The sequence below is a fragment of the Weizmannia acidilactici genome (assembly GCF_008974185.1).
GTDB lineage: Bacteria > Bacillota > Bacilli > Bacillales > Bacillaceae_C > Weizmannia > Weizmannia acidilactici.
In genome coordinates this window covers 26008-46962 of the sequence record NZ_BKZP01000001.1, presented here as the reverse complement: position 1 = coordinate 46962, position 20955 = coordinate 26008, and the positions used below count along the sequence as shown (strand labels likewise).

Annotated in this window: 19 protein-coding genes; 5 read left to right on the top strand and 14 right to left on the bottom strand. The window is 46.5% G+C overall.

Going from position 1 to position 20955, the window contains the following annotated elements; all coding sequences use genetic code 11:
* Position 1: 1 nt before the first annotated feature.
* From rsmB to BpJC4_RS00175, 10 genes are all read right to left on the bottom strand, one after another.
* Positions 2 to 1342 carry a 16S rRNA (cytosine(967)-C(5))-methyltransferase RsmB gene (gene rsmB / locus BpJC4_RS00220; RefSeq protein ID WP_151697387.1) on the bottom strand — a complete coding sequence of 447 codons (1341 nt, stop codon included), beginning with the start codon at positions 1340 to 1342 and terminating at the stop codon, positions 2 to 4.
* Positions 1335 to 2288 (bottom strand): methionyl-tRNA formyltransferase, encoded by a 954-nt coding sequence (gene fmt, locus BpJC4_RS00215; RefSeq protein WP_151681067.1) that lies wholly within the window; start codon positions 2286 to 2288, stop codon positions 1335 to 1337. The genes rsmB and fmt overlap by 8 nt, the downstream gene beginning before the upstream one ends.
* A complete protein-coding gene (gene def / locus BpJC4_RS00210; RefSeq protein ID WP_151681066.1) occupies positions 2285 to 2767 on the bottom strand; it encodes a peptide deformylase in 483 nt (160 codons plus the stop codon). Before def ends, fmt begins: the two co-directional genes overlap by 4 nt.
* 23 nt (positions 2768 to 2790) lie before the next feature.
* Entirely contained in the window at positions 2791 to 5196 is a 2406-nt protein-coding gene (priA, locus tag BpJC4_RS00205; RefSeq protein ID WP_151697386.1) for a primosomal protein N', read from the bottom strand.
* On the bottom strand, positions 5193 to 6401 hold the full coding sequence (gene coaBC, locus BpJC4_RS00200; protein WP_151681064.1) for a bifunctional phosphopantothenoylcysteine decarboxylase/phosphopantothenate--cysteine ligase CoaBC: 1209 nt from the start codon (positions 6399 to 6401) through the stop codon (positions 5193 to 5195). The genes priA and coaBC overlap by 4 nt, the downstream gene beginning before the upstream one ends.
* A 163-nt stretch (positions 6402 to 6564) precedes the next feature.
* Positions 6565 to 6771, bottom strand: coding sequence for a DNA-directed RNA polymerase subunit omega (gene rpoZ, locus BpJC4_RS00195; RefSeq protein ID WP_151681074.1), 207 nt, complete (start codon positions 6769 to 6771; stop codon positions 6565 to 6567).
* Between the two features lie 2 nt (positions 6772 to 6773).
* Entirely contained in the window at positions 6774 to 7388 is a 615-nt protein-coding gene (gmk, locus tag BpJC4_RS00190) for a guanylate kinase (protein WP_151681063.1), read from the bottom strand.
* Between the two features lie 2 nt (positions 7389 to 7390).
* Positions 7391 to 7675 (bottom strand): extracellular matrix/biofilm regulator RemA, encoded by a 285-nt coding sequence (gene remA, locus BpJC4_RS00185; RefSeq protein WP_151681062.1) that lies wholly within the window; start codon positions 7673 to 7675, stop codon positions 7391 to 7393.
* 15 nt (positions 7676 to 7690) lie between these two features.
* Positions 7691 to 8566: a YicC/YloC family endoribonuclease gene (locus BpJC4_RS00180; RefSeq protein ID WP_151681061.1), complete on the bottom strand. Its 876-nt coding sequence runs from the start codon at positions 8564 to 8566 to the stop codon at positions 7691 to 7693.
* Positions 8567 to 8745: 179 nt separating this feature from the next.
* A complete protein-coding gene (locus BpJC4_RS00175) occupies positions 8746 to 11427 on the bottom strand; it encodes a cation-translocating P-type ATPase (protein WP_151681060.1) in 2682 nt (893 codons plus the stop codon).
* A 146-nt stretch (positions 11428 to 11573) separates the two neighbouring features.
* Here BpJC4_RS00175 and BpJC4_RS00170 point away from each other — a divergent pair, with 146 nt between their 5' ends.
* The 5 genes from BpJC4_RS00170 (at position 11574) to BpJC4_RS16425 (ending at position 16843) form a co-directional block, all read left to right on the top strand.
* On the top strand, positions 11574 to 13283 hold the full coding sequence (locus BpJC4_RS00170) for an Rqc2 family fibronectin-binding protein (RefSeq protein WP_151681059.1): 1710 nt from the start codon (positions 11574 to 11576) through the stop codon (positions 13281 to 13283).
* 381 nt (positions 13284 to 13664) lie between these two features.
* Positions 13665 to 14639 (top strand): bile acid:sodium symporter family protein, encoded by a 975-nt coding sequence (locus BpJC4_RS00165; RefSeq protein ID WP_151681058.1) that lies wholly within the window; start codon positions 13665 to 13667, stop codon positions 14637 to 14639.
* A 139-nt stretch (positions 14640 to 14778) separates the two neighbouring features.
* The gene (locus BpJC4_RS00160) at positions 14779 to 15216 is read left to right on the top strand and encodes an Rrf2 family transcriptional regulator (protein ID WP_151681057.1); all 438 of its coding nucleotides are present in this window, start codon (positions 14779 to 14781) and stop codon (positions 15214 to 15216) included.
* 922 nt (positions 15217 to 16138) lie between these two features.
* Entirely contained in the window at positions 16139 to 16291 is a 153-nt protein-coding gene (locus BpJC4_RS16430; protein ID WP_253693768.1) for a hypothetical protein, read from the top strand.
* 300 nt (positions 16292 to 16591) lie between these two features.
* The gene (locus BpJC4_RS16425) at positions 16592 to 16843 is read left to right on the top strand and encodes a hypothetical protein (protein WP_253693765.1); all 252 of its coding nucleotides are present in this window, start codon (positions 16592 to 16594) and stop codon (positions 16841 to 16843) included.
* A gap of 828 nt (positions 16844 to 17671) precedes the next feature.
* On the opposite strand, the gene BpJC4_RS16420 is transcribed toward BpJC4_RS16425, so the two are convergent.
* From BpJC4_RS16420 to BpJC4_RS00135, 4 genes are all read right to left on the bottom strand, one after another.
* Positions 17672 to 17971 (bottom strand): GNAT family N-acetyltransferase, encoded by a 300-nt coding sequence (locus BpJC4_RS16420; RefSeq protein WP_253724271.1) that lies wholly within the window; start codon positions 17969 to 17971, stop codon positions 17672 to 17674.
* The gene (locus BpJC4_RS16415) at positions 17931 to 18182 is read right to left on the bottom strand and encodes a hypothetical protein (protein WP_253693759.1); all 252 of its coding nucleotides are present in this window, start codon (positions 18180 to 18182) and stop codon (positions 17931 to 17933) included. Before BpJC4_RS16415 ends, BpJC4_RS16420 begins: the two co-directional genes overlap by 41 nt.
* Before the next feature lie 18 nt (positions 18183 to 18200).
* Positions 18201 to 19331, bottom strand: coding sequence for an AI-2E family transporter (locus BpJC4_RS00140; protein WP_151681056.1), 1131 nt, complete (start codon positions 19329 to 19331; stop codon positions 18201 to 18203).
* A gap of 281 nt (positions 19332 to 19612) precedes the next feature.
* On the bottom strand, positions 19613 to 20953 hold the full coding sequence (locus BpJC4_RS00135) for an MFS transporter (protein WP_151681055.1): 1341 nt from the start codon (positions 20951 to 20953) through the stop codon (positions 19613 to 19615).
* Between the last annotated feature and the right edge of the window lie 2 nt (positions 20954 to 20955).

The following is a 20955-nucleotide window of genomic DNA, read 5'->3' as shown; positions in this document are numbered from 1 at the left end:
TTTATTCCATCTCTTTTTTGCGGACGCTGGCGATGAAAAATCCATCCCCACCGAAATCCTGCGGAAAAATTTGCGTCCGGTACCCGTCCACATAATTCTCCATTGCTTCCGGCACATGCAGCGGATAAGGCTCAAAGCCCGGGTGCTGTTTCAAAAACGTTTCAATGTTCTCTTCATTTTCTGCGCGGTCCACCGTGCAGGTGCTGAACACCATAATGCCATCCGGCTTCAACAACCCCGCCATTTCCTCTAAAATTGAGAGCTGCACGTGTTGGAGCGTCTTCATATCTTTTATGTTTTTTACATATTTAATATCCGGCTTCCTCCGCACAACGCCGAGCCCGGAGCACGGCGCATCCACCAAAATACGGTCGAAAGATTCTTTTTCAAAATGCTGCCCTGCTTCCCGGCTGTCCATCACAACCGCTTCAATCTGGCTGAGCCCGAGCCTTTCCGCGTTTTCACGGATCAGCTTGATTTTGTGCGGATGCAAGTCAAGCGCGGTAACTTTTCCCGTTCCTCCGAGCTTTTCTGCAATATGGGTCGTTTTTCCGCCCGGCGCCGCACAGCAGTCGAGAATATGCTGTCCTTTTTGGATATCAAGTGCATATGCGACTGCCATAGAGCTTTCATCCTGGATCGTGATCAGGCCTTCTTTAAAACATACCGAGCGGGCAAGGTTTCCTTTCAACGACCGGACAGCTTCCGGGATCACCGGGCTCGGCTCAATTTTAAAGCCTTCGCGCCCGAGCCTGTCGACAACTTCTTCTACTGATGCCTTATTCACATTTACCCTAGCTGTTTGGACGGGAGGCGCCAAATTGGCTTCACACATCTCTTTTGTTGTCTTATAGCCGTATTCTTCCAACCATCTTTCAACAAGCCAGCGCGGGTGGCTCGTGGCCACAGACAATCTTTCAATCGGATCTTCTATTTCTTTAAAACTTGGGAGTCCCTTTCTTTGTATGGCCCGCAAGACCCCGTTGACCATCCCGGAGATCCCCTGATGGCCACGCTTTTTGGCGATTTCCACTGCTTCAAAAATGATTGCGCGGTCAGGGATTTTATCTAAGTATACCATTTGGTATAAAGACAAGCGCAACAAAATCCGCACCCATGTTTCGATTTTTTTCCGCAAAAACGGGGCGAGGAAAAAATCAAGCGTCTGTTTTCTCTGTAAGGTCCCGTAAGCAATCTCTGTTAAAAGCCCTGCATCCGGACCGGCAAAACCGTATTTTTCAATATAGCTGTTCAGCATCAAATTGCTGTACGACTGGTTTTTTTCCACAGTTTCCAAAAGTTCAAGGGCTGCTTCGCGGACGTTTTTCCTTACTTTATTCATCTTCTTCTCCAAATTTCATGCCGGCAGAAAAGTTAGAGCCGGCGCCGTTTAAAAATCGTGCTGCCGGCATCTTTTTCTTTCCGGCAGGCTGTAATTCTGTAATTTTTATCCCGGTCGTGTTACCTGTTGCAACGACAATCCCGTCCTTTTGCAGCTCAACGATTACACCCGGATCCATTTTTTGTGGAAGCGCCACTTTTTCGCTTTTCCATATTTTAATGGTTTTCCCGCCGAGAACGGTATACGCTACCGGCCAAGGGCAAAGGCCCCTGATCTGGTTATAGATGTCCTCCCCTGTTTTTTCCCAATTGATTTTTTCCTGCCCGCGCGTAATGTTATAGGCAAAAGTCGCTTTTTCCTCGTCCTGAGGAATGGCGGTAATTTCTTTCGCTAGGATTTTCGGAAGCGTCTCGGATAAAAGTTCCGCCCCAACTGCGCTCAGCTTCTCATGCAGCGTGCCGACATCATCGGTTTCATCGATGTCAACTTCCCTTTGGCTGATGATATCACCGGCATCAAGTTTTTCCGCCATATACATGATCGTAATGCCCGTTTTTTTCTTCCCCTGCAAAATGGCGTAATGGATCGGGGCCCCGCCGCGGAGCTCCGGAAGCAATGAAGCATGGACATTGATGCAGCCGTAAGGGGGCGCATCCAGCAAGGCTTTCGGTAGGATCTGGCCGTATGCGCAAGTCACAACCACATCCGGCTTCAATTCCAAAATCGGAGTGAGACTTTCCGACAGCCGCAGCTTTTCAGGCTGGTACACCGGAATATGGTGTTTTTCCGCTTCCACTTTGACAGGTGGAGTCGTTAATACGTGTTTTCTCCCAACCGGCCTGTCCGGCTGCGTGACAACACCGGCAATTTCATAACCATCGCGGATGAGCGCCTTTAAGACCGGTACGGCAAAATCAGGCGTCCCCATAAAAACAACTCTTGTCATTCGGCATCCGCCTCCTCAAACGTTAAATCTTCCTCATCAACATACTCGATAATTTTTGAAGTAAACAAAACGCCGTGCAGATGGTCAATTTCATGCTGCAAAGCGCGCGCCAGAAAATCTTCCGCTTCAATGATGAACGTTTTCCCCTGGGCGTTTTGTGCTTTCACTTTTACATAGTAAGCGCGCGAAACGGTACCGTAAACGCCCGGAAAACTCAGGCAGCCTTCTACATCGGTCTGTTCACCGCGCCTTGCGATGATTTTCGGGTTGACCAAATCAATTCTGCCGGTTCCATCTCCAATATCCACAACGGCAATTTGCTGCCCGATGCCTACTTGCGGGGCGGCAAGGCCGACCCCGTACGCTTCCTGCATCGTTTTGTACATATCATTTAAAACCGCCTTTAAAGAAGGGCCGAATTCCGTGACCCGTTTGCATTTTTTCTCCAAAATGGCGGCAGGGTATTTCACGATCTCCATATGAATCTCATCACTCGTCCCTTTTACATCATCATATTAGGATTGACATCAATCGAGATGCTTAATCCTTCCGAGGCAATTTGATGCTGGAAATGCTCCAGCAAAACGGTTAATGTTTCTTTCAGCCGCGTTTCCCGTTTGTATTTTATCAAACATTGGTAACGATATCTATTTTTCATCCGCGGGATCGGGCATGCTGCCGGGCCGAGAATTATCGTCCCGTCCGACACGCGCGACCGCACAAAGCGGGTGATTTTCTCCGCCGCGGATACGGCCTTCATCACATTTTCGTGGCTGACCGTAATCAAAGTTAAATAGTAGAAAGGCGGATACGACCCCATTTTGCGCATCATCATTTCCTGACGGTAAAAACGCCCGTAATCCTGCTCACCGGCGAATTGGATGCTGTAATGCTCAGGCGTGTACGTCTGGACGACAACTTCCCCTTTCAATTCATGCCGTCCAGCACGCCCGCTCACCTGCGTCAGAAGCTGGAATGTTTTTTCGGAAGCCCTGAAATCAGGCAGGTGCAGCATTGTATCGGCATTTAACACGCCGACAAGGGTGATGTTCGGAAAATCAAGCCCTTTGGCAATCATTTGCGTCCCGAGCAAAATATCGGCCTCCCCGTCCGCAAAACTTTTCAGCATCCGCTCATGTGCCCCCTTGCGTCCGGTCGTATCGACGTCCATCCTGATGACGCGTGCTTCCGGCAAAAGTCTGCCCAACTCTTCTTCCACTTTCTGCGTACCTGTCCCGAAGTAGCGGATGTGGGGGCTTCCGCATTCCGGGCAGGCAGTGGGTACAAACGTTTCATATCCGCAATAATGGCATTTCATTTCGTTCGTGGACCGGTGGTAAGTCAGTGATATATCGCAGTTCGGGCATTGCAGCACATAACCGCAGTCCCGGCACATGACAAAGGAGGAATATCCCCTTTTATTCAGAAGCAAAACAGTCTGCTGCTTTTTCTCAATCCGATCCTTCAGTTTCCCGAAAAGTTCCTTTGAGAACATAGAACGGTTGCCCGCGCGCATTTCTTCCCGCATATCCACAATAGAAACTTTCGGGAGCGGGTGGTTGTTCATACGTTTTTCCATTTTCAGCAATGTATAGACGCCTTTTTGTGCGCGCGCAAACGATTCAAGCGACGGCGTGGCGCTTCCGAGAATGACCGGACAGTGGTGGTTCCGGCTCCTGAATATTGCCACGTCCCTGGCATGATAGCGCGGATTGTCTTCTTGCTTGTAGCTGTTTTCATGCTCTTCATCAATAATGATGATGCCGATATTTTCAAAAGGAGCAAAAATCGCCGACCGCGCCCCGACGACCACTTTTGCTTCTTTTCGGGTGATTTTTCGCCACTCATCATATTTTTCGCCGATCGAAAGGCCGCTGTGCAAAACAGCAACGTCATTTCCAAAACGGCTTTTAAAACGATGGACCATTTGCGGCGTCAGCGAAATTTCCGGGACAAGCACAATCGCTTCTTTTCCTTCATTGAGCACTTCCTGGATCGATTGTAGGTAGATTTCCGTCTTGCCGCTTCCGGTTACCCCATAGAGCAAAAAAATTTCGCTCCTTTTCTCATGGATGGCGGAAAGAACCGGGGCAATCGCCTGCTTTTGTTCGCTTGTCAAAGTATGCGGAACGCTCCTTTGAAAATTCCGGTCTGCATATGGATCCCGGTACAATTCTTCGCTTGTTTCTTCCAGCCACCCTTTTTGGAGAAGGGTTTTGATGACCGACGGGGACACGCCGGAAACCTCGGCCAAATCACTTACGGTTGCCTTTATTTTCGGATTTTTCATGAAAAATTCTAGCACTTGCTTTTGTTTCCTGGCATTTCCCGAAATTTCTTCAATCCGCCTCCGGATTTCTTCTTCAGAAAGCGGGCAGGAAATCATGCGGACGGTTTTTTTATTGGCTTTGTTCTTCACTTCGTAGACGACCTCAACCGTCCCGTTTTTCGCTTCTTTTTGCAAAAATGGCAAGAGGCCGCGCTGATCGGCTTCTTTCCAGCCGATTTCATCCTTCTTTCCAAAAACCTCGTCGAGAAACGGGTTCTGATGTCCATCCATCCTCCGCACCCGTTTTTCGTACTTTGCTTTCATGGCTGCCGGCAGCATCGCCTGGTAAGCGGAAATTTTTAAACAAAGTGTTTCGCTTGCGAGCCAGTCCCCGAGCGCAAGCAGTTCTTTATTCAGGACAGGAGCGAGGTCCTGCGGTTCAATGATTTCACGCAAATGCCCAACTTCGGTGCTGCCCTTTATGCCGGCCACAAACCCCTGTACAGTCCGCGGGCCAAAAGGAACGATAACCCTCATGCCAGGCTGGATCACATTTTCCCATTTTTCCGGAATAAGATAGTCAAAACATTTATCCGTCTGCATGGCCGGAACGTCTACAATGACACTTGCAATCTTCATTTTCCGCCGTCCTTTTCGATCTCGTTGCAAATTTCGCGTAAAATTTCCCTTGCTGTTTCATGTTTGGACAGAAGCGGAAGTTCCCGTTTCGAGCCGTCCCGTTTAAAAATCGTAACAATATTCGTATCCCCGGCAAAACCGGCCCCCTGCCGGCTGACATCGTTGGCGACGATCATATCGGCACGCTTCCGTTCCAATTTATCCAGGGCATATTTTTCCAGATTGTCCGTTTCCGCGGCAAACCCGACCAAAAACGGCTTGTCCGCTTTTTCGCCCAATTCTTTTAAAATATCTTTTGTCCGCTTCAGTTCGAGCACAATGTTGCCCGGCTGCTTTTTCATTTTTTTATCCAGTACATTTACCGGCGTATAGTCCGCAACCGCAGCGCTTTTAATAATGATATCCGCTTCCTTGTAGCGTCCCATTACAGCTTCGTACATATCCGCCGCGCTCTCCGCTTTTACCACTTCAGCGCCGTGCGGGGCTTTTAAATTGTCCACACTTGTGACAAGCACAACCTTTGCACCCATTTTTGCGGCTTCGTCAGCGATCGCAAACCCCATTTTTCCGGACGAACGATTTGAAAGGAATCTTACAGGATCGATTTTTTCGATCGTCGGGCCGGCAGTAACGAGTACGGTTTTCCCGAATAAAGGTTTAGTCGCCCCTCTGAAAAAATCTTCAATGCGCGCGGCGATTTTCTCCGGTTCTTCCAATCTCCCTTTTCCGGTATAGCCGCAGGCAAGATGCCCTTCTCCCGGTTCGATCAAATGGTATCCAAAGCTTTGCAGCATTTCCATATTGCGGCGGACAACCGGGTGACCGTACATATGTACATTCATTGCCGGCGCCACCCAAACCGGCGCAGTGGTTGCCAATATTGTCGTCGTCACCATGTCATCAGCGATCCCGTTCGCCATTTTTCCGATGATGTTGGCCGTTGCCGGCGCGACAAGTACAAGATCGGCCCAGTCGGCCAAATCGATATGGGCAATTTTCTCCGGATGTTTTTCATCAAACGTATCCGTGTACACATCGTTCCGGGAAAGCGCTTGAAACGTTAAAGGCGTGACGAACTGACAGGCCGATTTTGTCATGATCACCTTTACGACCGCGCCGGCCTGCGCCAGTTTGCTAGTGAGCGCAGCCGCTTTATATACGGCAATGCCGCCCGTGACGCACAATAATATTTTTTTTCCTACCATCAGTAAGCCCCCTGTTTGGATTCTATCGGTAAATCATTCAGCTATGTTCATTCTAGCAAAAAAGCAAATATAAGAAAAAGGGCTGACGCAACTCTGGCCAGTCCCTGCTAAGCGTTTCATTTTCCATCCCATTCCGGCGCCAAAGCCGGGTCCTGCTTTCGGATTAGGAAGCCGGTTCATCTTGTTTAATCCGAAGCGCGCCGACATAAATTTCTTCAAGCGCCTTTCCTACATTTTTATCCGAAACATATTTTTCCAGCACTTCATTATGGTGTTCCTGCAACTCGCGAGCGCGTTTTGCCGCAATTGTGACAAGGGAGTATTTCGAATCGATGATTTTCAGCAGTTCGTCAATGGATGGATAGAGCATGTTCATTCAACCTCCAAAAGTTTTTTATACAGCTTGGCGACGCGCGAAGTTCGGCAATGTTCAGCAACGACAATTGCTTTAATTTTTTCGCAGGCGTTCTCTATTGTATCATTTTCCACGACATAATCATACAAATTCATCATTTCAATTTCTTTGCGGGCTTTCTCCATGCGGCCGCGAATCAGTTCCGCAGATTCCGTACCTCGCTGTGTAATCCGCGTCTCCAGCTCGGAAAGGCTCGGCGGCGCAAGGAAAATAAACAGGCCGTCCGGAAATTTTTCACGGACCTGTTTGGCACCCTGCACTTCGATTTCCAGAAAAACATCTTTTCCGGCTTCAAGCGTTTCCTCGACATAATCAACCGGCGTCCCGTAATAATTACCGACGTATTCTGCATACTCAAGCAGTTTTCCCTGCCTGATCAGCTCTTCAAATTCTTCGCGTTCTTTAAAAAAATAGTCCACCCCGTCAATTTCGCCTTCCCGCGGTTTTCTTGTCGTCATCGAGATGGAATATTCAAATTTCGTATCCGGCTGCGAAAAAATCGCTTTCCTTACTGTCCCCTTCCCGACACCGGACGGGCCGGATAACACAATCAGCAGTCCTTTTTTCTCCAATTCTATACCTCCTCGCCATCTGTTTCCCTGTCGCTGACACGGTGCGCCACCGTCTCCGGCTGCACAGCGGAGAGAATCACATGGCCGCTATCCATCATAACCACTGCGCGGGTTTTTCTTCCGTAAGTCGCATCAATTAAAGTGCCGCGGTCCCGCGCATCCTGGATCAGCCGCTTAATCGGGGCCGATTCCGGGCTCACAATCGAAATGATGCGGTTTGCCGAAATGATATTGCCGAAACCGACATTAATGAGTTTTACCAATTTTATCCTCTCCCCACTCGCCATTGATATAGTACAATTTCATTCTATATTTTGTACTTGCTCGCGCATCTTCTCAAGCACCGACTTCAGTTCCACAACGGCTGTGGAGATGGCGGAAGCATTCGCTTTCGAGCCGATCGTATTGACTTCCCGGTTCATTTCCTGGATCATAAAATCCAGCTTCCTGCCAATCGGTTCATGAAGCGCCAAAGTCTCACGAAACTGCAGCAGATGGCTCTCAAGCCTTGTGATTTCCTCATGAATATCGGATTTTTCGGCAAACAGCGCCGCTTCCTGCACAATTCTCGCTTCATCCAGCTGGCCGTTTGTGATTTCCTGCATCCGTTTTTCAAGCTTTAACATGTATGTATGGACCAGTGTTGCAGCGTGCGCTTTTATTGTTTCCAACAGTTTTGAAAGGGACTGAAGATGGTTTTCCAGATCCCGCTGCAGCTGGGCTCCTTCTTTTTCGCGCATCAACCTCAACTGCCCGGCCGCCTCCCTGCAGGCCTCCATAACAAGCGCGATAATCTCTTCATTGTCCTCTTCTATTTCTTCTATTGTAACTAAATCTTCGTGATTTAATAACTCACGGATGCCAAAACCTGATTCAATTCCGTATTTATCGCGGAGCCGGCTTAAAAACCGGTGATACTCATCGAGCAAATCCCAGTCGACCCGCAGCTGCCGCTTGACAAGCCCCTCGCCTGAGATCGTGACAAATACATCCACGCGGCCACGCTGGATATAGCGGCCGATGATTTTCTTCAGCTGGTCTTCTATTTTCACAAGCTGTTTCGGCATTCTCATTTGGTATTCGCAAAAGCGATGGTTGACAGACTTTATTTCTACCGTCACACTGAACAACTGTGTCTGCTGCCGCCCCCTGCCGTAGCCCGTCATGCTTAAAACCATCTTCTCACGCCCAATCTTATAACATCTTCCGCATTTTTACCGGCAAAATCGCTTTTATGGAGATTATACCGCGCCGGTTTTAAGAAGAAAAGGAAATTTTAATCGGGACTGTTTGGTGATTTTCTCCAAAAAGAAAAGTAATAGAGGTATCCCTATTACTTTTAAGATTATAGCATAGTTTAAGCTTTTTTTCTTATATAATATGTTCCGGCAAGCAAAAATGTCGGGATTGCACTCATACAAAGAATGAGCAGCCAATCACTTGGTAAAATCGGAAGCGTATGGAAAACCGGCTGGAGCGCAGGCACATAAATCACAACCAGCATCAGCAAAACTGATGACAGGACAGCCATAACAAGATACAGGTTCCCGAACGGGTTTCGCGCCAGCACAGAACGCTCGCTGCGGCAGTCAAACACATGGATCAGCTGGGCGAGGACGAGCGTGGCAAAAGCAACGGTCTGCGCATAAGCCAAATTGTCAGTATTTTGATAATAAACCGTCATAAAGGCGACCAATGTAACAAGCCCAATCAAAAATCCGCGCGAAACCACTTTCCATCCGAGCCCGCGCGCAAAAACGCCTTCGCGCGGGTGGCGAGGTTTCCGCTTCATCACATCTTCTTCCGGCTGGTCGAGCCCGAGCGCCATGGCCGGCAGCCCATCCGTAACAAGGTTGACCCATAGAATTTGGATCGGCACGACCGGGAGCGGCAAAGACAAGAGCATCGCAAACAGCATGACAAGAATTTCTCCGACATTTGACGCCAGCAGATAACGGATAAACTTTCTGATATTTTCATAGATATTGCGACCTTCCTGGATCGCCGCTTTGATCGTCGCAAAATTATCATCTAGCAGTACGAGCGAAGAAGCTTCTTTCGCCACATCGGTGCCCGTGATGCCCATGGAAATGCCGATGTCCGCCGTTTTGATTGCCGGCGCGTCATTGATGCCGTCCCCTGTCATCGCAACAATATGGCCCCGGTTTTGGAAAGCTTTTACGATTTTCAGTTTATGGTCCGGAGACACGCGCGCAAAAACGGAAACCTCCTCAATCATATCTTCCAGTTCATCAACCGTCATGTCGTTCAGCATCGTACCGTCGATCACTTTTGGATGTCCGCTGTGCAAAATCCCGAGCTGCCTTGCAATCGCTTTTGCTGTAACAGCATGGTCGCCAGTGATCATCACGGTCCGGATGCCTGCTTCTTTGCATTCTTTGATGGCTTGTCTGACTTCCGGGCGCGGCGGGTCAATCATCCCCTGTAATCCGATAAAAATCAAATCTTTTTCCGCATCGCGTTCGCTACTGATTTTTTCCCCGGCTATAACCGGCTTAAAGGCGATCGCGATTGTTCTAAGTGCCTGCGCAGCCAAACCATCGATCGATTCCTGCACTTTTTCGCGGTATTCATTTATTAGGGGTTGTTCCCGGCTCCTCCAAAGCACCGACCGGCATATATCCAGCAGCACGTCCGGCGCGCCTTTCGTGATCACGTATCGCTTGCCGTGCTTATCGCGGATCATCATACTCATCATTTTCCGCGTCGAATCAAACGGAAATTCTTGTTCAATCGTAAACTCTTTTAACAGCAAATCTCTTGTCAAACCGGCTTTCAGGGCGGAAACGAGTAGCGCGCCTTCCGTCGGGTCGCCGTCCACGAAATATTCTTCATTTTTCATTTTCAGTTCGGCGTGGTTGCACAAAAGGCCAAACGTCAACAGCTGGTATAAGCTTTTTTCTTTTAAAGGGTGGATTTCCGTTTCTCCTTGCTTAAAAATTCCTTTCGGCTCATAGCCCGTTCCGGAAACTTTCCAAGTCTCCCCGCCGCTCCACAAGTGGGTGACGGTCATTTTGTTTTGCGTCATCGTACCGGTTTTGTCCGAACAAATGACGGTTGCGCAGCCTAGTGTCTCGACCGCCGGGAGTTTCCTGACGATTGCATTTTTGCGGATCATGCGCTGGACACCGAGCGACAGGGCAATCGTGACAATTGCCGGCAGGCCTTCCGGAATCGCCGCCACCGCAAGCGACACGCCTGCCAAAAACATGGAATACAAATCATGCCCGTGCCAGACGCCGACAAGCACAACAAGAAGCGTTAAAAGAAGTGCAACCACAATCAAAATTTTCCCTAACTGCTCGAGCCTTCTTTGTAAAGGGGTTGTAAGAATTTCTGCATTTTGGATCATATCGGCGATTTCGCCCATCGCGGTTTTCATCCCGATTCCGGTGACAATGCCGATCCCGTTTCCGCGTGTCACCATTGTGCCCATAAACGCCATATTATGCAAATCACCCAGGCTCACATTTTCTCCAGAGATCGGGGTTGCCGATTTCGGTGAAGGGATCGATTCCCCTGTCAGCGCCGATTCTTCTATTTCCAAATTGTTCGCTTTTACAATCCGGAGATCAGCGCCGATCCGATCCCCGCTTTCAAATTTCAAAATATCGCCGAGCGTCACTTCTTTGGATGGAATTTTTACCCAGTGGCCGCTGCGCAGCACATTGACTTGCGGCGCCGAAAGTTCTTTTAACGCCTCGAGGGATTTTTCAGCCCGCCGCTCCTGGGAAAAACCAAGAAAGCCGTTAATCAAAACGATGGCAATAATCGCAATGGCATCAACATACTCGCCCAAAAGACCGGAAATCACCGTTGCGGCTAGCAGGACGAGCGTCATAAAATCTTTAAACTGGCTTAAAAAGAGGATGAGGGCAGATTTTTCTTCTCCTTCCTCCAGTTCATTAAAGCCGTACTGCCTGATCCTTTTTTCCGCTTCTTTTTCAGTGAGCCCTTTTTCAAGATCAGTGCTCAATGCCTGTTCTACATCTTTTCCGCTCATTTCATGAAACATCATTGGAATACACTCTCCCCCTGCTTCTGCCCATTATCGTCTTAATAGCAACATATTCAGCCCTGTCCAAAAAAATGATATAATTTAAAAAGCCAACAACCGGCGCTTGCGGCTCTGCCCGCGGGCGCCACAGAATTGAGGAATGTCATATGTCTTTTGACGGATTATTTACAAGGGCCATGGTGAAGGAACTTCGTGACGCGATAAAAGGCGGACGGATCAATAAAATCCACCAGCCTTACCAAAATGAGCTAATCATGATTGTGCGTGCGAACGGAAAAAACCATCGCTTGCTTTTGTCGGCACACCCGAGTTACGCAAGGATTCAGCTGACGAATGAAGCAACTGATAACCCGCCGGATCCGCCGATGTTCTGTATGCTTTTGCGGAAACACCTTGAAGGTTCGGTCATAGAAGATATTTACCAGATCGGCCTTGACCGTGTTGTTGTGTTCGAAATCAAAAGCCGCAATGAAATCGGGGATATTTCGTACAAACAGCTGTATATGGAAATCATGGGACGCCACAGCAATATTATATTAGTAGAAAAAGAACGGAACATGATTATGGACAGCATCAAGCATGTCCCACTGGCTGTGAATACGTACCGGACCGTCCTGCCGGGCCATGAATATGTTTTGCCGCCGGAGCAGCACAAACAGAACCCCCTGGAGGCTTCGAAAGATGATATAATTGCCGCGCTTGACTGGAACAGCGGAAAAATGGACAAACAGATCGTTTCGCAGTTTGCCGGGGTTTCCCCGCTCCTTGCGAAAGAAATCATGCACCTCGCGAAATTTTCCAACCCGGAAGCCGTTTCGGAAGCTTTTTTGTCCGTGATGGGGCGAATTAAAGTGTATGACATTGAACCCGTCATGATTACGGGGGCGCAAAAAGAGTCGTTTTATATGATTCCTCTCCAGTCTTTGGAAGGTGAAGTGAAAACTTTTGGCAGTTTAAGTACACTGCTTGACCGTTTTTATGTCGGGAAAGCAGAACGTGACCGCGTCAAACAGAAAAGCCATGATCTCGAGCGTTTTATTAAAAATGAACTGGAGAAAAACGAAAGTAAAATTAAAAAGCTTGAAGCGACGCTCGATTACGCACAAAATGCCGAGCAGTTCCAGTTGTATGGCGAGCTGCTGACGGCAAATCTCTATGCTGTGGAAAAAGGCATGAAAAAAATCGAAGTGCAAAACTATTATGATGAAAACGGCGCAATGGCGGTAATTGAGCTTGATCCGCTGAAAACCCCATCGGAAAATGCGCAAAGTTATTTTTCGCGCTACCAAAAGGCGAAACATGCGCAAACGGTGGTACAGGAGCAGATTGAAAACGCGAAAAATGAAGTGTTGTATTTCGAAAACCTCCTGCAGCAGCTCGAGACCGCATCCCCGAAAGATATTGAGGAAATCCGCGAAGAACTTGAGGAAGAAGGCTATTTGAAGAACCGCCATCGGAGGGCGCAGCGGCAAAAAGCGCACAGGATCACCCTTGAAAAATACGAAGCTTCTGACGGTACAGAGATTTTGGTCGGGAAAAACAATAAACAGAACGATTATTTAACAAATAAAGTAGCGGCCCGCGATGAAATTTGGCTGCATACGAAGGATATCCCGGGTTCGCACGTGGTGATCCGCAGCAAAAACCCGTCCCCGGAAACGATTTTAGAGGCCGCGAACCTGGCCGCCTACTTCAGCAAAGCGCGCCAATCCGCTTCCGTTCCTGTCGACTACACAAAAGTGCGCTACGTGAAAAAACCGAACGGTGCTAAACCAGGATTTGTCATTTACGAAAACCAGCAGACGGTATATGTCACCCCGGATGTAGAAAAAGTGCTGGTGATGAAGAAAGGGTGAACGGAGACAAAAGTGTGGAGGGCATTCTGCAGCCGGACAGCTGGCAGAATGCCCTCCATATTGCTTTTGAAAGGTAAAATTTCCGATTGCGTTATGGTTTTAAATACTTCCCCCACAATTACTCTCGGTCTTCATTTGGTTACTTATGATCAAAACGATCAATTTACAACTGTCTACTCGTTTTACAAAGCCCCTTAGGACCATTACGGTTCCTTTACTATTGCCTTTATATCTCTCCTAAAGTCTAAAACGCTGCCTTAACTAACGCATTACGCGCTTAATTGATTCAAAAATCTTAATATATCAAAATAATGTTCTTGATTTATTTTATCATATATTCTATCATTTTAGAAAACACTTTATATTTTTGGGGGTCTTTATATGGCAGTTGTTGAAAAAATCAGCGCTTTTGCAGGAAAGACATTCACCTTATGGGTGCTGATTTTTGCGGTGATTGCTTATCTCTTACCGCAGCATTTTGCATGGATTGGGAATTATATTGTACCTTTATTGGGAATTGTTATGTTCGGGATGGGACTGACACTTGATTTGTCGGATTTTAAAGAAGTATTTAAAAGACCGTTAGAAGTAGCACTTGGCGTGATCGGGCATTTTATCATCATGCCACTCATCGCCTTTTTGCTCGCTGCCAGCCTTAACCTTCCGAAAGATATTGCCATCGGGGTAATTCTCGTAGGATGCTGCCCGAGCGGCACCGCTTCAAATGTCATGGTATTTCTCGCGCGGGGGAATGTGGCGCTTGCGGTTGCGATTGCTTCTGTGTCAACGATTTTGGCGCCAATCGTGACGCCGCTGTTAATTCTGCTGTTTGCCAGCAAATGGGTACATGTCAGTGTGCTGTCTTTATTCCTTTCAGTTGTGCAAGTCATCATCGTCCCGTTAGTGCTCGGGTTTATCGTGAAAAAATTCTTTGGCAAACAGGCGAGGACAGGTGCAAAAGCGATGCCGCTCGTATCGGTTGTCGCCATCGTGCTAATCGTTTCGGGCGTTGTTGCCGGGAGCGCCGAAAAAATAGCACAGACGGCTTTATTGGTCTTTGCCGTAGTTATTCTGCATAATTTGCTTGGCTTTGTCATCGGCTTTTTCTTCGCCCGCTTGTGCGGCATGGATCTGGCCAAACAAAAAGCGGTATCCATGGAAGTCGGCATGCAGAATTCTGGGCTGGGCGTGGCCCTTGCTACAGCCCATTTCTCACCGCTTGCTGCCGTTCCAAGCGCGATTTTCAGCGTTTGGCACAACCTGTCGGGTTCTGTCTTAGCAAATATTTACAGCCGGATGAAAGATAAAAATCTCGAAACCGCCAATTCGGATCCTTCCGCAAGTCAGCACGCCTAAAATCTCGTACCTTGAAAATGCCATTAGGAACTTTTCCTAAGGGCATTTTTTATTCCTTTTCTCCCGAATATTAAGGTATACTTATAAATGAAAGTGTTACACGATTGATTGCTGTCATCACTTAAGGAGGATTTGCAATATGTCCATCAGCAGCCGTTTTGCTGTCGGCATTCATATACTCGCATTACTGGAGATCAATAAGAACGGTGTGAATGCATCGGAGTTCCTCGCCAAAAGCGTGAACACAAACCCGGTTGTCATCAGAAAAATTATGGGAATGCTGAAAAATGCCGGGCTCATCCATGTCCGCCCTGGAGTTGCCGGCGCGGAACTTGCCAGAGATATAAATGAAATTACCCTGCTTGATATCTATAAAGCTGTGAATGTTGTGAAAGAAAATGAATTGTTCAGCATTCACGACCATCCGAATCCGGAATGCCCTGTCGGGCGCAACATCCAGGGTACGGTGCAGGCGGTATTTGCCTGTGCGCAATCAGCGATGGAAAAAGTACTCGGGAACGTAACGCTTGAAAATATCGTGAAGGAGATTAAAAAGAAGGAAAAATTGAATGCATAATGATTCCAGGTAAAAGACCGAATTGCCGAGAAAAAGCCGTTCGGCCTTTTTTACATGTTCCTCTATAAATAAACCATATTCTTCCATAAACCGTTCTTCGTCTTCCAAATACGGATTGTGGTTACTTTTCTAAAAAAATAATCCATTTTGAATTTGGGTATAGGATCCGCCATTTTTTTGAGTACATAACTGGGTATTGGTCCCCCCTCGCCACACCTGGCATTCCTCCCCAGGAGTTACTACTAAGCTAATCTGTCCAAAAGTTGACGGTACAAAATTTCCTCTTTTTGACGGTAAACATGTCCAAGTGCTGTTCTTATTTAATTTTGAGTAATTTTTTGACGTAATGAAATGTCCGGTTTTTTAGTATTTTAACTCAAAAAGTAGCGGTGACGTTTAAGTTGTCCAAATGGGGGCGTTTCAGAGCATGATTTGGACAGAGATATTTGACTTCGCTACTGGGTGTACCGTTCTTAAAATAGCACGAAAATACATAGTCTTGCAGAGTCGAAATGTATAAAGGCAACTTGACATGGAGCCTCTGCGGGCATGATTCCCAAGCCAGGAAACCAGTAGTCTCTGGGGCTGGCTTCACCAAACGAGGCTATCATGCCCGCCTCTCACCACTAGTCATTGTATTTTTTATAGCAGTCGACATTTTAACACTTTTATAATTTGTACTTGACTGTTCTTTTCATGTTTGCTGACTAATGACGGAACGATCCAATCAAAAAACCTCCTTCTATTTGATTTTCAGGTAAAAACATATATACCCCTTTTCCGGAAATTTTCAACTTCCTTTTTAAAAAATATTTCATATTGTTATAATTTTTGTGAGAGAAACAGTTTAATAGGAAAGGAAGTTATACCACTGGAACAGTGGATGGATGCGTTAAAAATAAATAAGAAAGGGTGGGACCGGGTGGCCGGGGATTTTTTTGCCGCAACCGCACTGCCCGGATACGGCCCCTTTACCCCGGCAGAAAAGGAACTCAAATTGTTCGGGGATGTCCGGGGAAAGAAAATTTTAGAAATCGGGTGCGGCAGCGACCATTCGCTGAAATATCTGCATTGAACAAGGAGTAGGCGAATGATGGGGGCTTGACTTTTCTGACACACAGATCTGTACAGCGAAAACCGTTTTAGCAAATGCAGGAAATTCGGTCCATTTGTTCATCAGCCTCATGGAAGAAAATCCGAGTTTACCTGCCCAATATTTGACATTGTCTTTTCAATTTTTGCGTTGGGCTGGACAACAGACCTTCCAAAAACCTTGGCGAACATTTTCGGATACTTAAAACCCGTCGGAACGTTCATCTTCAGCTGGGAGCATCCTTTTTACAGCAGAATTGCATACAATGGAAAACAGTTCATCATGAAAGAATCTTATCATGATGAGGAGCCGCTTCAAAAAGAATCGTGGCATGGCGTCCCGATTGTGATGCATCAAAGGAAAATCAGTACCTTTGTTAATGAACTGATCCGCCACGGTTTTATCATTGAGAACATGGTAGAAGAATTTTTCGGCGAAACCGATACGAACAGCAATCCAAATGAATGGTATGTCTCTCAAAAAGCTGCGCTCGTCCCGCCGACGATTATTTTTAAAGCTTCCAAACCACAATAAGGAAGTTTTCCATGGAGCCCTGGGATATCTATGATATCAATAGGAATTTCACAAACAGAAAACATATCCGCGACATTCTACTGGCTGAAGGGGATTATCATCTGGTTGTACATGTATGGATTTAAATGATGAAGGGAAATATCTTACCACAAAACGGCATCCCGGCAAGCCCCCTCCAAATCTTTGGGATGTACGGGCAGGTCTGTTTTAGCTGGAGAAACGAGCCTTCAGGGCGTCCTCTGGGAAGTAAAAGAAGAAATTGGGATTGAGTTGCCAAAAAATAAAATGGAATGCATAAAAAGCGCGGACGGGACCAGTTTTATGATTTTTACGAAGTTTGGCTCATTCGGATAAACGTTCAATTTGATAACCTTACACTCCAAAAAAAAGAAGTGATTGATGCAAAATGGGTTTCAAAATCCGATTTGGAAAAATGTTTAAAGCTCATCAATTGGTTCCAACACTCGAATATTTTTCTGATCTTCTTCCCTAATGTCATAGGAATATGAAAAAAGAGGACTTACCAGCCGGTATGGGTAGACATTCATCACCTTTCCGCCGTTGATGTCTACCCCAAAATCACTGCAGAAAAGATTCTTTCTTTGATAGACAGGCCTATTTCTTCGTTTTCCGGGCAATCAAGATAATATTAAACACCATGCCAATTACGCTGACGATTCCGCATACTGTAAAAAGCGGATTTTGGGACTTTTTCCATAAATACAGATATGCGGCAATAACGGCAATGAAAACAAACAACTCCAGATTTAACACGAGAAACCCGGTTTTGTTTTTTCCTTTTCCACGTTTCTCCTCTCATTTCCTCGTTTACAACGTCATCCAGTATCTTTGTGTAACCCTATCTCCATGGTCCATTTCATTTTCAAGAATGCCGCCATTTTTTACGATCGTTTTGGCGGATCCAGTATTCTTTTTATCGCAGGTGAGCAGCACGCGTTCAAGCCCGAGTTCTTTTGCTTTTTCAAGTGGCATTTCAAGCATTTTCGAAGCTAAGCCTTTTCGACGTTCGGAAGGCCGGATGCCGTAGCCGACGTGGCCGCCGCTCTCAAGCAAAGCATCATTCAAATCATGCCTGATCTCTAGCGTCGTAAATTTTATTGTTTTCATCTGCCAAAACATACAATGTCGCCAGCACAAATCTCCACCTATACATGGCATCCGTTTCCTGAGAGCGCAAATTCCGGATAAAATCTTCACAGGAACGGCCGCCTAATTTTGATTTGGATGGGACAATCCTTTCCCCGCGATTTTCCCATTCCTGTAAATATTTCTTGTATTCTTCTTTCATTTTCAATACCGGTTTGACCAGTTTATACATCATGGCACCTTTTTTCTATCAATCTATTTGCGGAGAATGTAAACGTTTATGCACTTGATCGCCAGCCAATTTATAAAGGGTCGCAGCCACCGGAACGCCCAAAAGCATACCAACAACGCCGCCAAGACCTCCCCCGATAATCACCGCAGCCAACACCCAAAGACCAGGTAGGCCGATCGATGACCCGACCACTCTCGGGTAAATAATATTCCCTTCCACTTGCTGGAGTACAACAATAAAAATCAAGAAAAACAGGGCTTGCATCGGATTCACTGTCAGGATCATAAACGCGCCGAAAGCCGCCCCCAAATAAGCGCCGACGACCGGAATTAACGCCGTTGCGCTGATGAAAGCCCCGACCATGGCAGCGTACGGAAAATGGAGAAGAAACATGCCGGCCGTACATAAACAGCCTAAAATGACCGCTTCGACACACTGCCCAACGATAAAACTGGAAAAAGTATCATTTGCAACCCTTAAAACATAATATATTCTTTCCGACGTTTTCTTTTTCAAGAATGCCCGGATCACTTTATCGGCCTGCGCAGACAATTTTTCCTTGCTGGCTAAAATATAGACGGCAAAAATGATCGCAATGATGAGATTCATCACACCGCTTGTAAATGCCCCGGCAATGGAAAAGGTTGAATTCAGGATCCCGGTCAGCATTTTCGATAAAGAAGATGTCAATTTTTTCGTGACCGAATCAAGATCCACCTGCAGGCTTGATATTAATTTTCCGATACTGGAATATTGGCCACTGTTCGCCTGGAAATATGCCACGGTTTTGGAGTAGAATTCAGGAATGGCATTGATAACTACTGTAATAGCTTGTACCAATTGCGGAACAATAATCAGGATTAATATCGAAACGATCCCAAAGATCACCAGAAAGGATAACAAAATACCAGCCGTTCTCCGTGTTTTCCGGATCATTTTGTTGCCCGAATTTGGAAAATAAATGTGCTCGATTTTTTTCATTAAAATATTCAGGACGTAAGCGATCACCGCCCCCAGCACCAACGGAAATGCAACGTGCCAAATATTGCCGATCGCTTTAAGGATCGTTCCAAAATATTTGACGCAAAGCACGGCGATAACCGCCAGCAATATGTATTTTACCAATAAGCTAAACCTTATTTCTTTCATCCATGCCCCTCCATTTTTACCTCTTTCTGCACCAAGAAGTTTTTGCGGCAACTTTTCTTATTAACTTGATTATATTTGAAAAGAATAGAATTTACCGGATCATTTTGGCATCAAAAGAAAAATTAATTGTTGTCCAGTTTGACAATCAACCGAATAGCCGGATTTATCCTTTCCTACGCTGTTAAAAAGGTCGGTGTGTTTGAACCCCCCAGAAACAAGATAAGAAAATGCAGTTGAAAAAGGAATCAAGCTTATCAGAGAAAAGAGATGAAAAAGCTTTTTTAACTATCTGCAGCGTTTACTTCCCTCTCCGCACGATCATTTTGGATAAAGAAAGATGTCAAGAGTGCCAAAATACTGCCGCAGAAGCCAAACAAGAACAAGTGGTGTATGCCCTGCATATACGTTGCACCGCTTGTTAAAAAGGCGCCCATGACCGTCACCCCGATCGCAGTACCCATATTACGGGTAAACATAAAGAACGATGTTGAAATTCCTTTTTCGTGCCCGCTTACCATCTGCTGTGAACCAATAATCCCTACCGTTGAAATCAATCCAAAAGCTGCGCCGTGCACAATCATCACAAGAAAGACATAGTAGAAACCATGGCTTGGATTTAAGAAGATCCATAATAACCCTGAAATCAACAAAAGCAAATTTCCAATCATAAACAATATCCGGTAACCGTATTTTAAAATCCATTTTCCGGCAGGGACAGCGGCAGCCATCCAGCCGATGGACGATCCAAGCAAGGCAACCCCGCTCATTAACAGCGAAAGACCTGTCACTTTTTGCAGAAACAGCGGAATATAACTGGAAGCGCCAAACAACGCCACCGTTCCAATAAAGCTATTCACATTGATCCGTGCGATCGTTTTGTTTTTGAACATCGAAAGCGGAACAATCGGTGAACCTTGCCGTTTTTCATAAAAGTAAAAAACAATAAGAAAAACAACGCCAATTACTGCATATAAAATTTGGTTCCGGTGGACAACCGTGTCTAAAAGCAATAACGTGATCGACACGGCAAATAAAACCGCACCAATATAATCGACACTCGCCTTTTTCGGCTCGTAATGTTCTTGGTACGGCAACAGCGTGAGAAACGAAATGAGGCAGACCGGCAAATTTACAAAGAAGATCCATCTCCAAGTAAAATATGTAACGAAGAAAGACCCCAACAGCGGGGCAAGAACGGCGGACAAGCCCCACATGCCCGTAAACAGGGCCTGGATTTTCCCCCGGTTTTCAACGGAAAACAAGTCTCCAGCAATAATCGCCGGAAACGGCACCATGAACCCTGCCCCAATTCCTTGAATCGCGCGGAACACAATTAATTCGATCATCTCTGTTGCAAGCCCGCACATAAGCGATCCGACTAAAAACAAAAGAATGCCGAATCCAAACACTTTCTTTCGGCCGAATAAATCGGACAATCTTCCCGCGATCGGAGAAAGAATGGTACTTGTAATCATATAGGATGCAAATGCCCATGCATACAGGTCAAACCGGCCGAGCTCTTTTGCGATCACGGGCATCGTCGTGTTCATAATGGTCGAATCAATCGATGACACCAGCATCGCCAAGACGATACTGATCATAACGGAAGTTCTGTTGCTCATGT

Coding starts and splice junctions, on each gene's coding strand:
- rsmB (WP_151697387.1), bottom strand. CDS start 1,342: ATGAATAAAGTAAGGAAAAACGTCCGCGAAGCAGCCCTTGAACTTTTG.
- fmt (WP_151681067.1), bottom strand. CDS start 2,288: ATGACAAGAGTTGTTTTTATGGGGACGCCTGATTTTGCCGTACCGGTC.
- def (WP_151681066.1), bottom strand. CDS start 2,767: ATGGAGATCGTGAAATACCCTGCCGCCATTTTGGAGAAAAAATGCAAA.
- priA (WP_151697386.1), bottom strand. CDS start 5,196: ATGAAGATTGCAAGTGTCATTGTAGACGTTCCGGCCATGCAGACGGAT.
- coaBC (WP_151681064.1), bottom strand. CDS start 6,401: ATGGTAGGAAAAAAAATATTATTGTGCGTCACGGGCGGCATTGCCGTA.
- rpoZ (WP_151681074.1), bottom strand. CDS start 6,771: ATGCTCTATCCATCCATTGACGAACTGCTGAAAATCATCGATTCGAAA.
- remA (WP_151681062.1), bottom strand. CDS start 7,675: ATGGCGAGTGGGGAGAGGATAAAATTGGTAAAACTCATTAATGTCGGT.
- BpJC4_RS00180 (WP_151681061.1), bottom strand. CDS start 8,566: ATGGTTTTAAGCATGACGGGCTACGGCAGGGGGCGGCAGCAGACACAG.
- BpJC4_RS00175 (WP_151681060.1), bottom strand. CDS start 11,427: ATGATGTTTCATGAAATGAGCGGAAAAGATGTAGAACAGGCATTGAGC.
- BpJC4_RS00170 (WP_151681059.1), top strand. CDS start 11,574: ATGTCTTTTGACGGATTATTTACAAGGGCCATGGTGAAGGAACTTCGT.
- BpJC4_RS00165 (WP_151681058.1), top strand. CDS start 13,665: ATGGCAGTTGTTGAAAAAATCAGCGCTTTTGCAGGAAAGACATTCACC.
- BpJC4_RS00160 (WP_151681057.1), top strand. CDS start 14,779: ATGTCCATCAGCAGCCGTTTTGCTGTCGGCATTCATATACTCGCATTA.
- BpJC4_RS16425 (WP_253693765.1), top strand. CDS start 16,592: ATGAAAGAATCTTATCATGATGAGGAGCCGCTTCAAAAAGAATCGTGG.
- BpJC4_RS16420 (WP_253724271.1), bottom strand. CDS start 17,971: ATGAAAACAATAAAATTTACGACGCTAGAGATCAGGCATGATTTGAAT.
- BpJC4_RS16415 (WP_253693759.1), bottom strand. CDS start 18,182: ATGTATAAACTGGTCAAACCGGTATTGAAAATGAAAGAAGAATACAAG.
- BpJC4_RS00140 (WP_151681056.1), bottom strand. CDS start 19,331: ATGAAAGAAATAAGGTTTAGCTTATTGGTAAAATACATATTGCTGGCG.
- BpJC4_RS00135 (WP_151681055.1), bottom strand. CDS start 20,953: ATGAGCAACAGAACTTCCGTTATGATCAGTATCGTCTTGGCGATGCTG.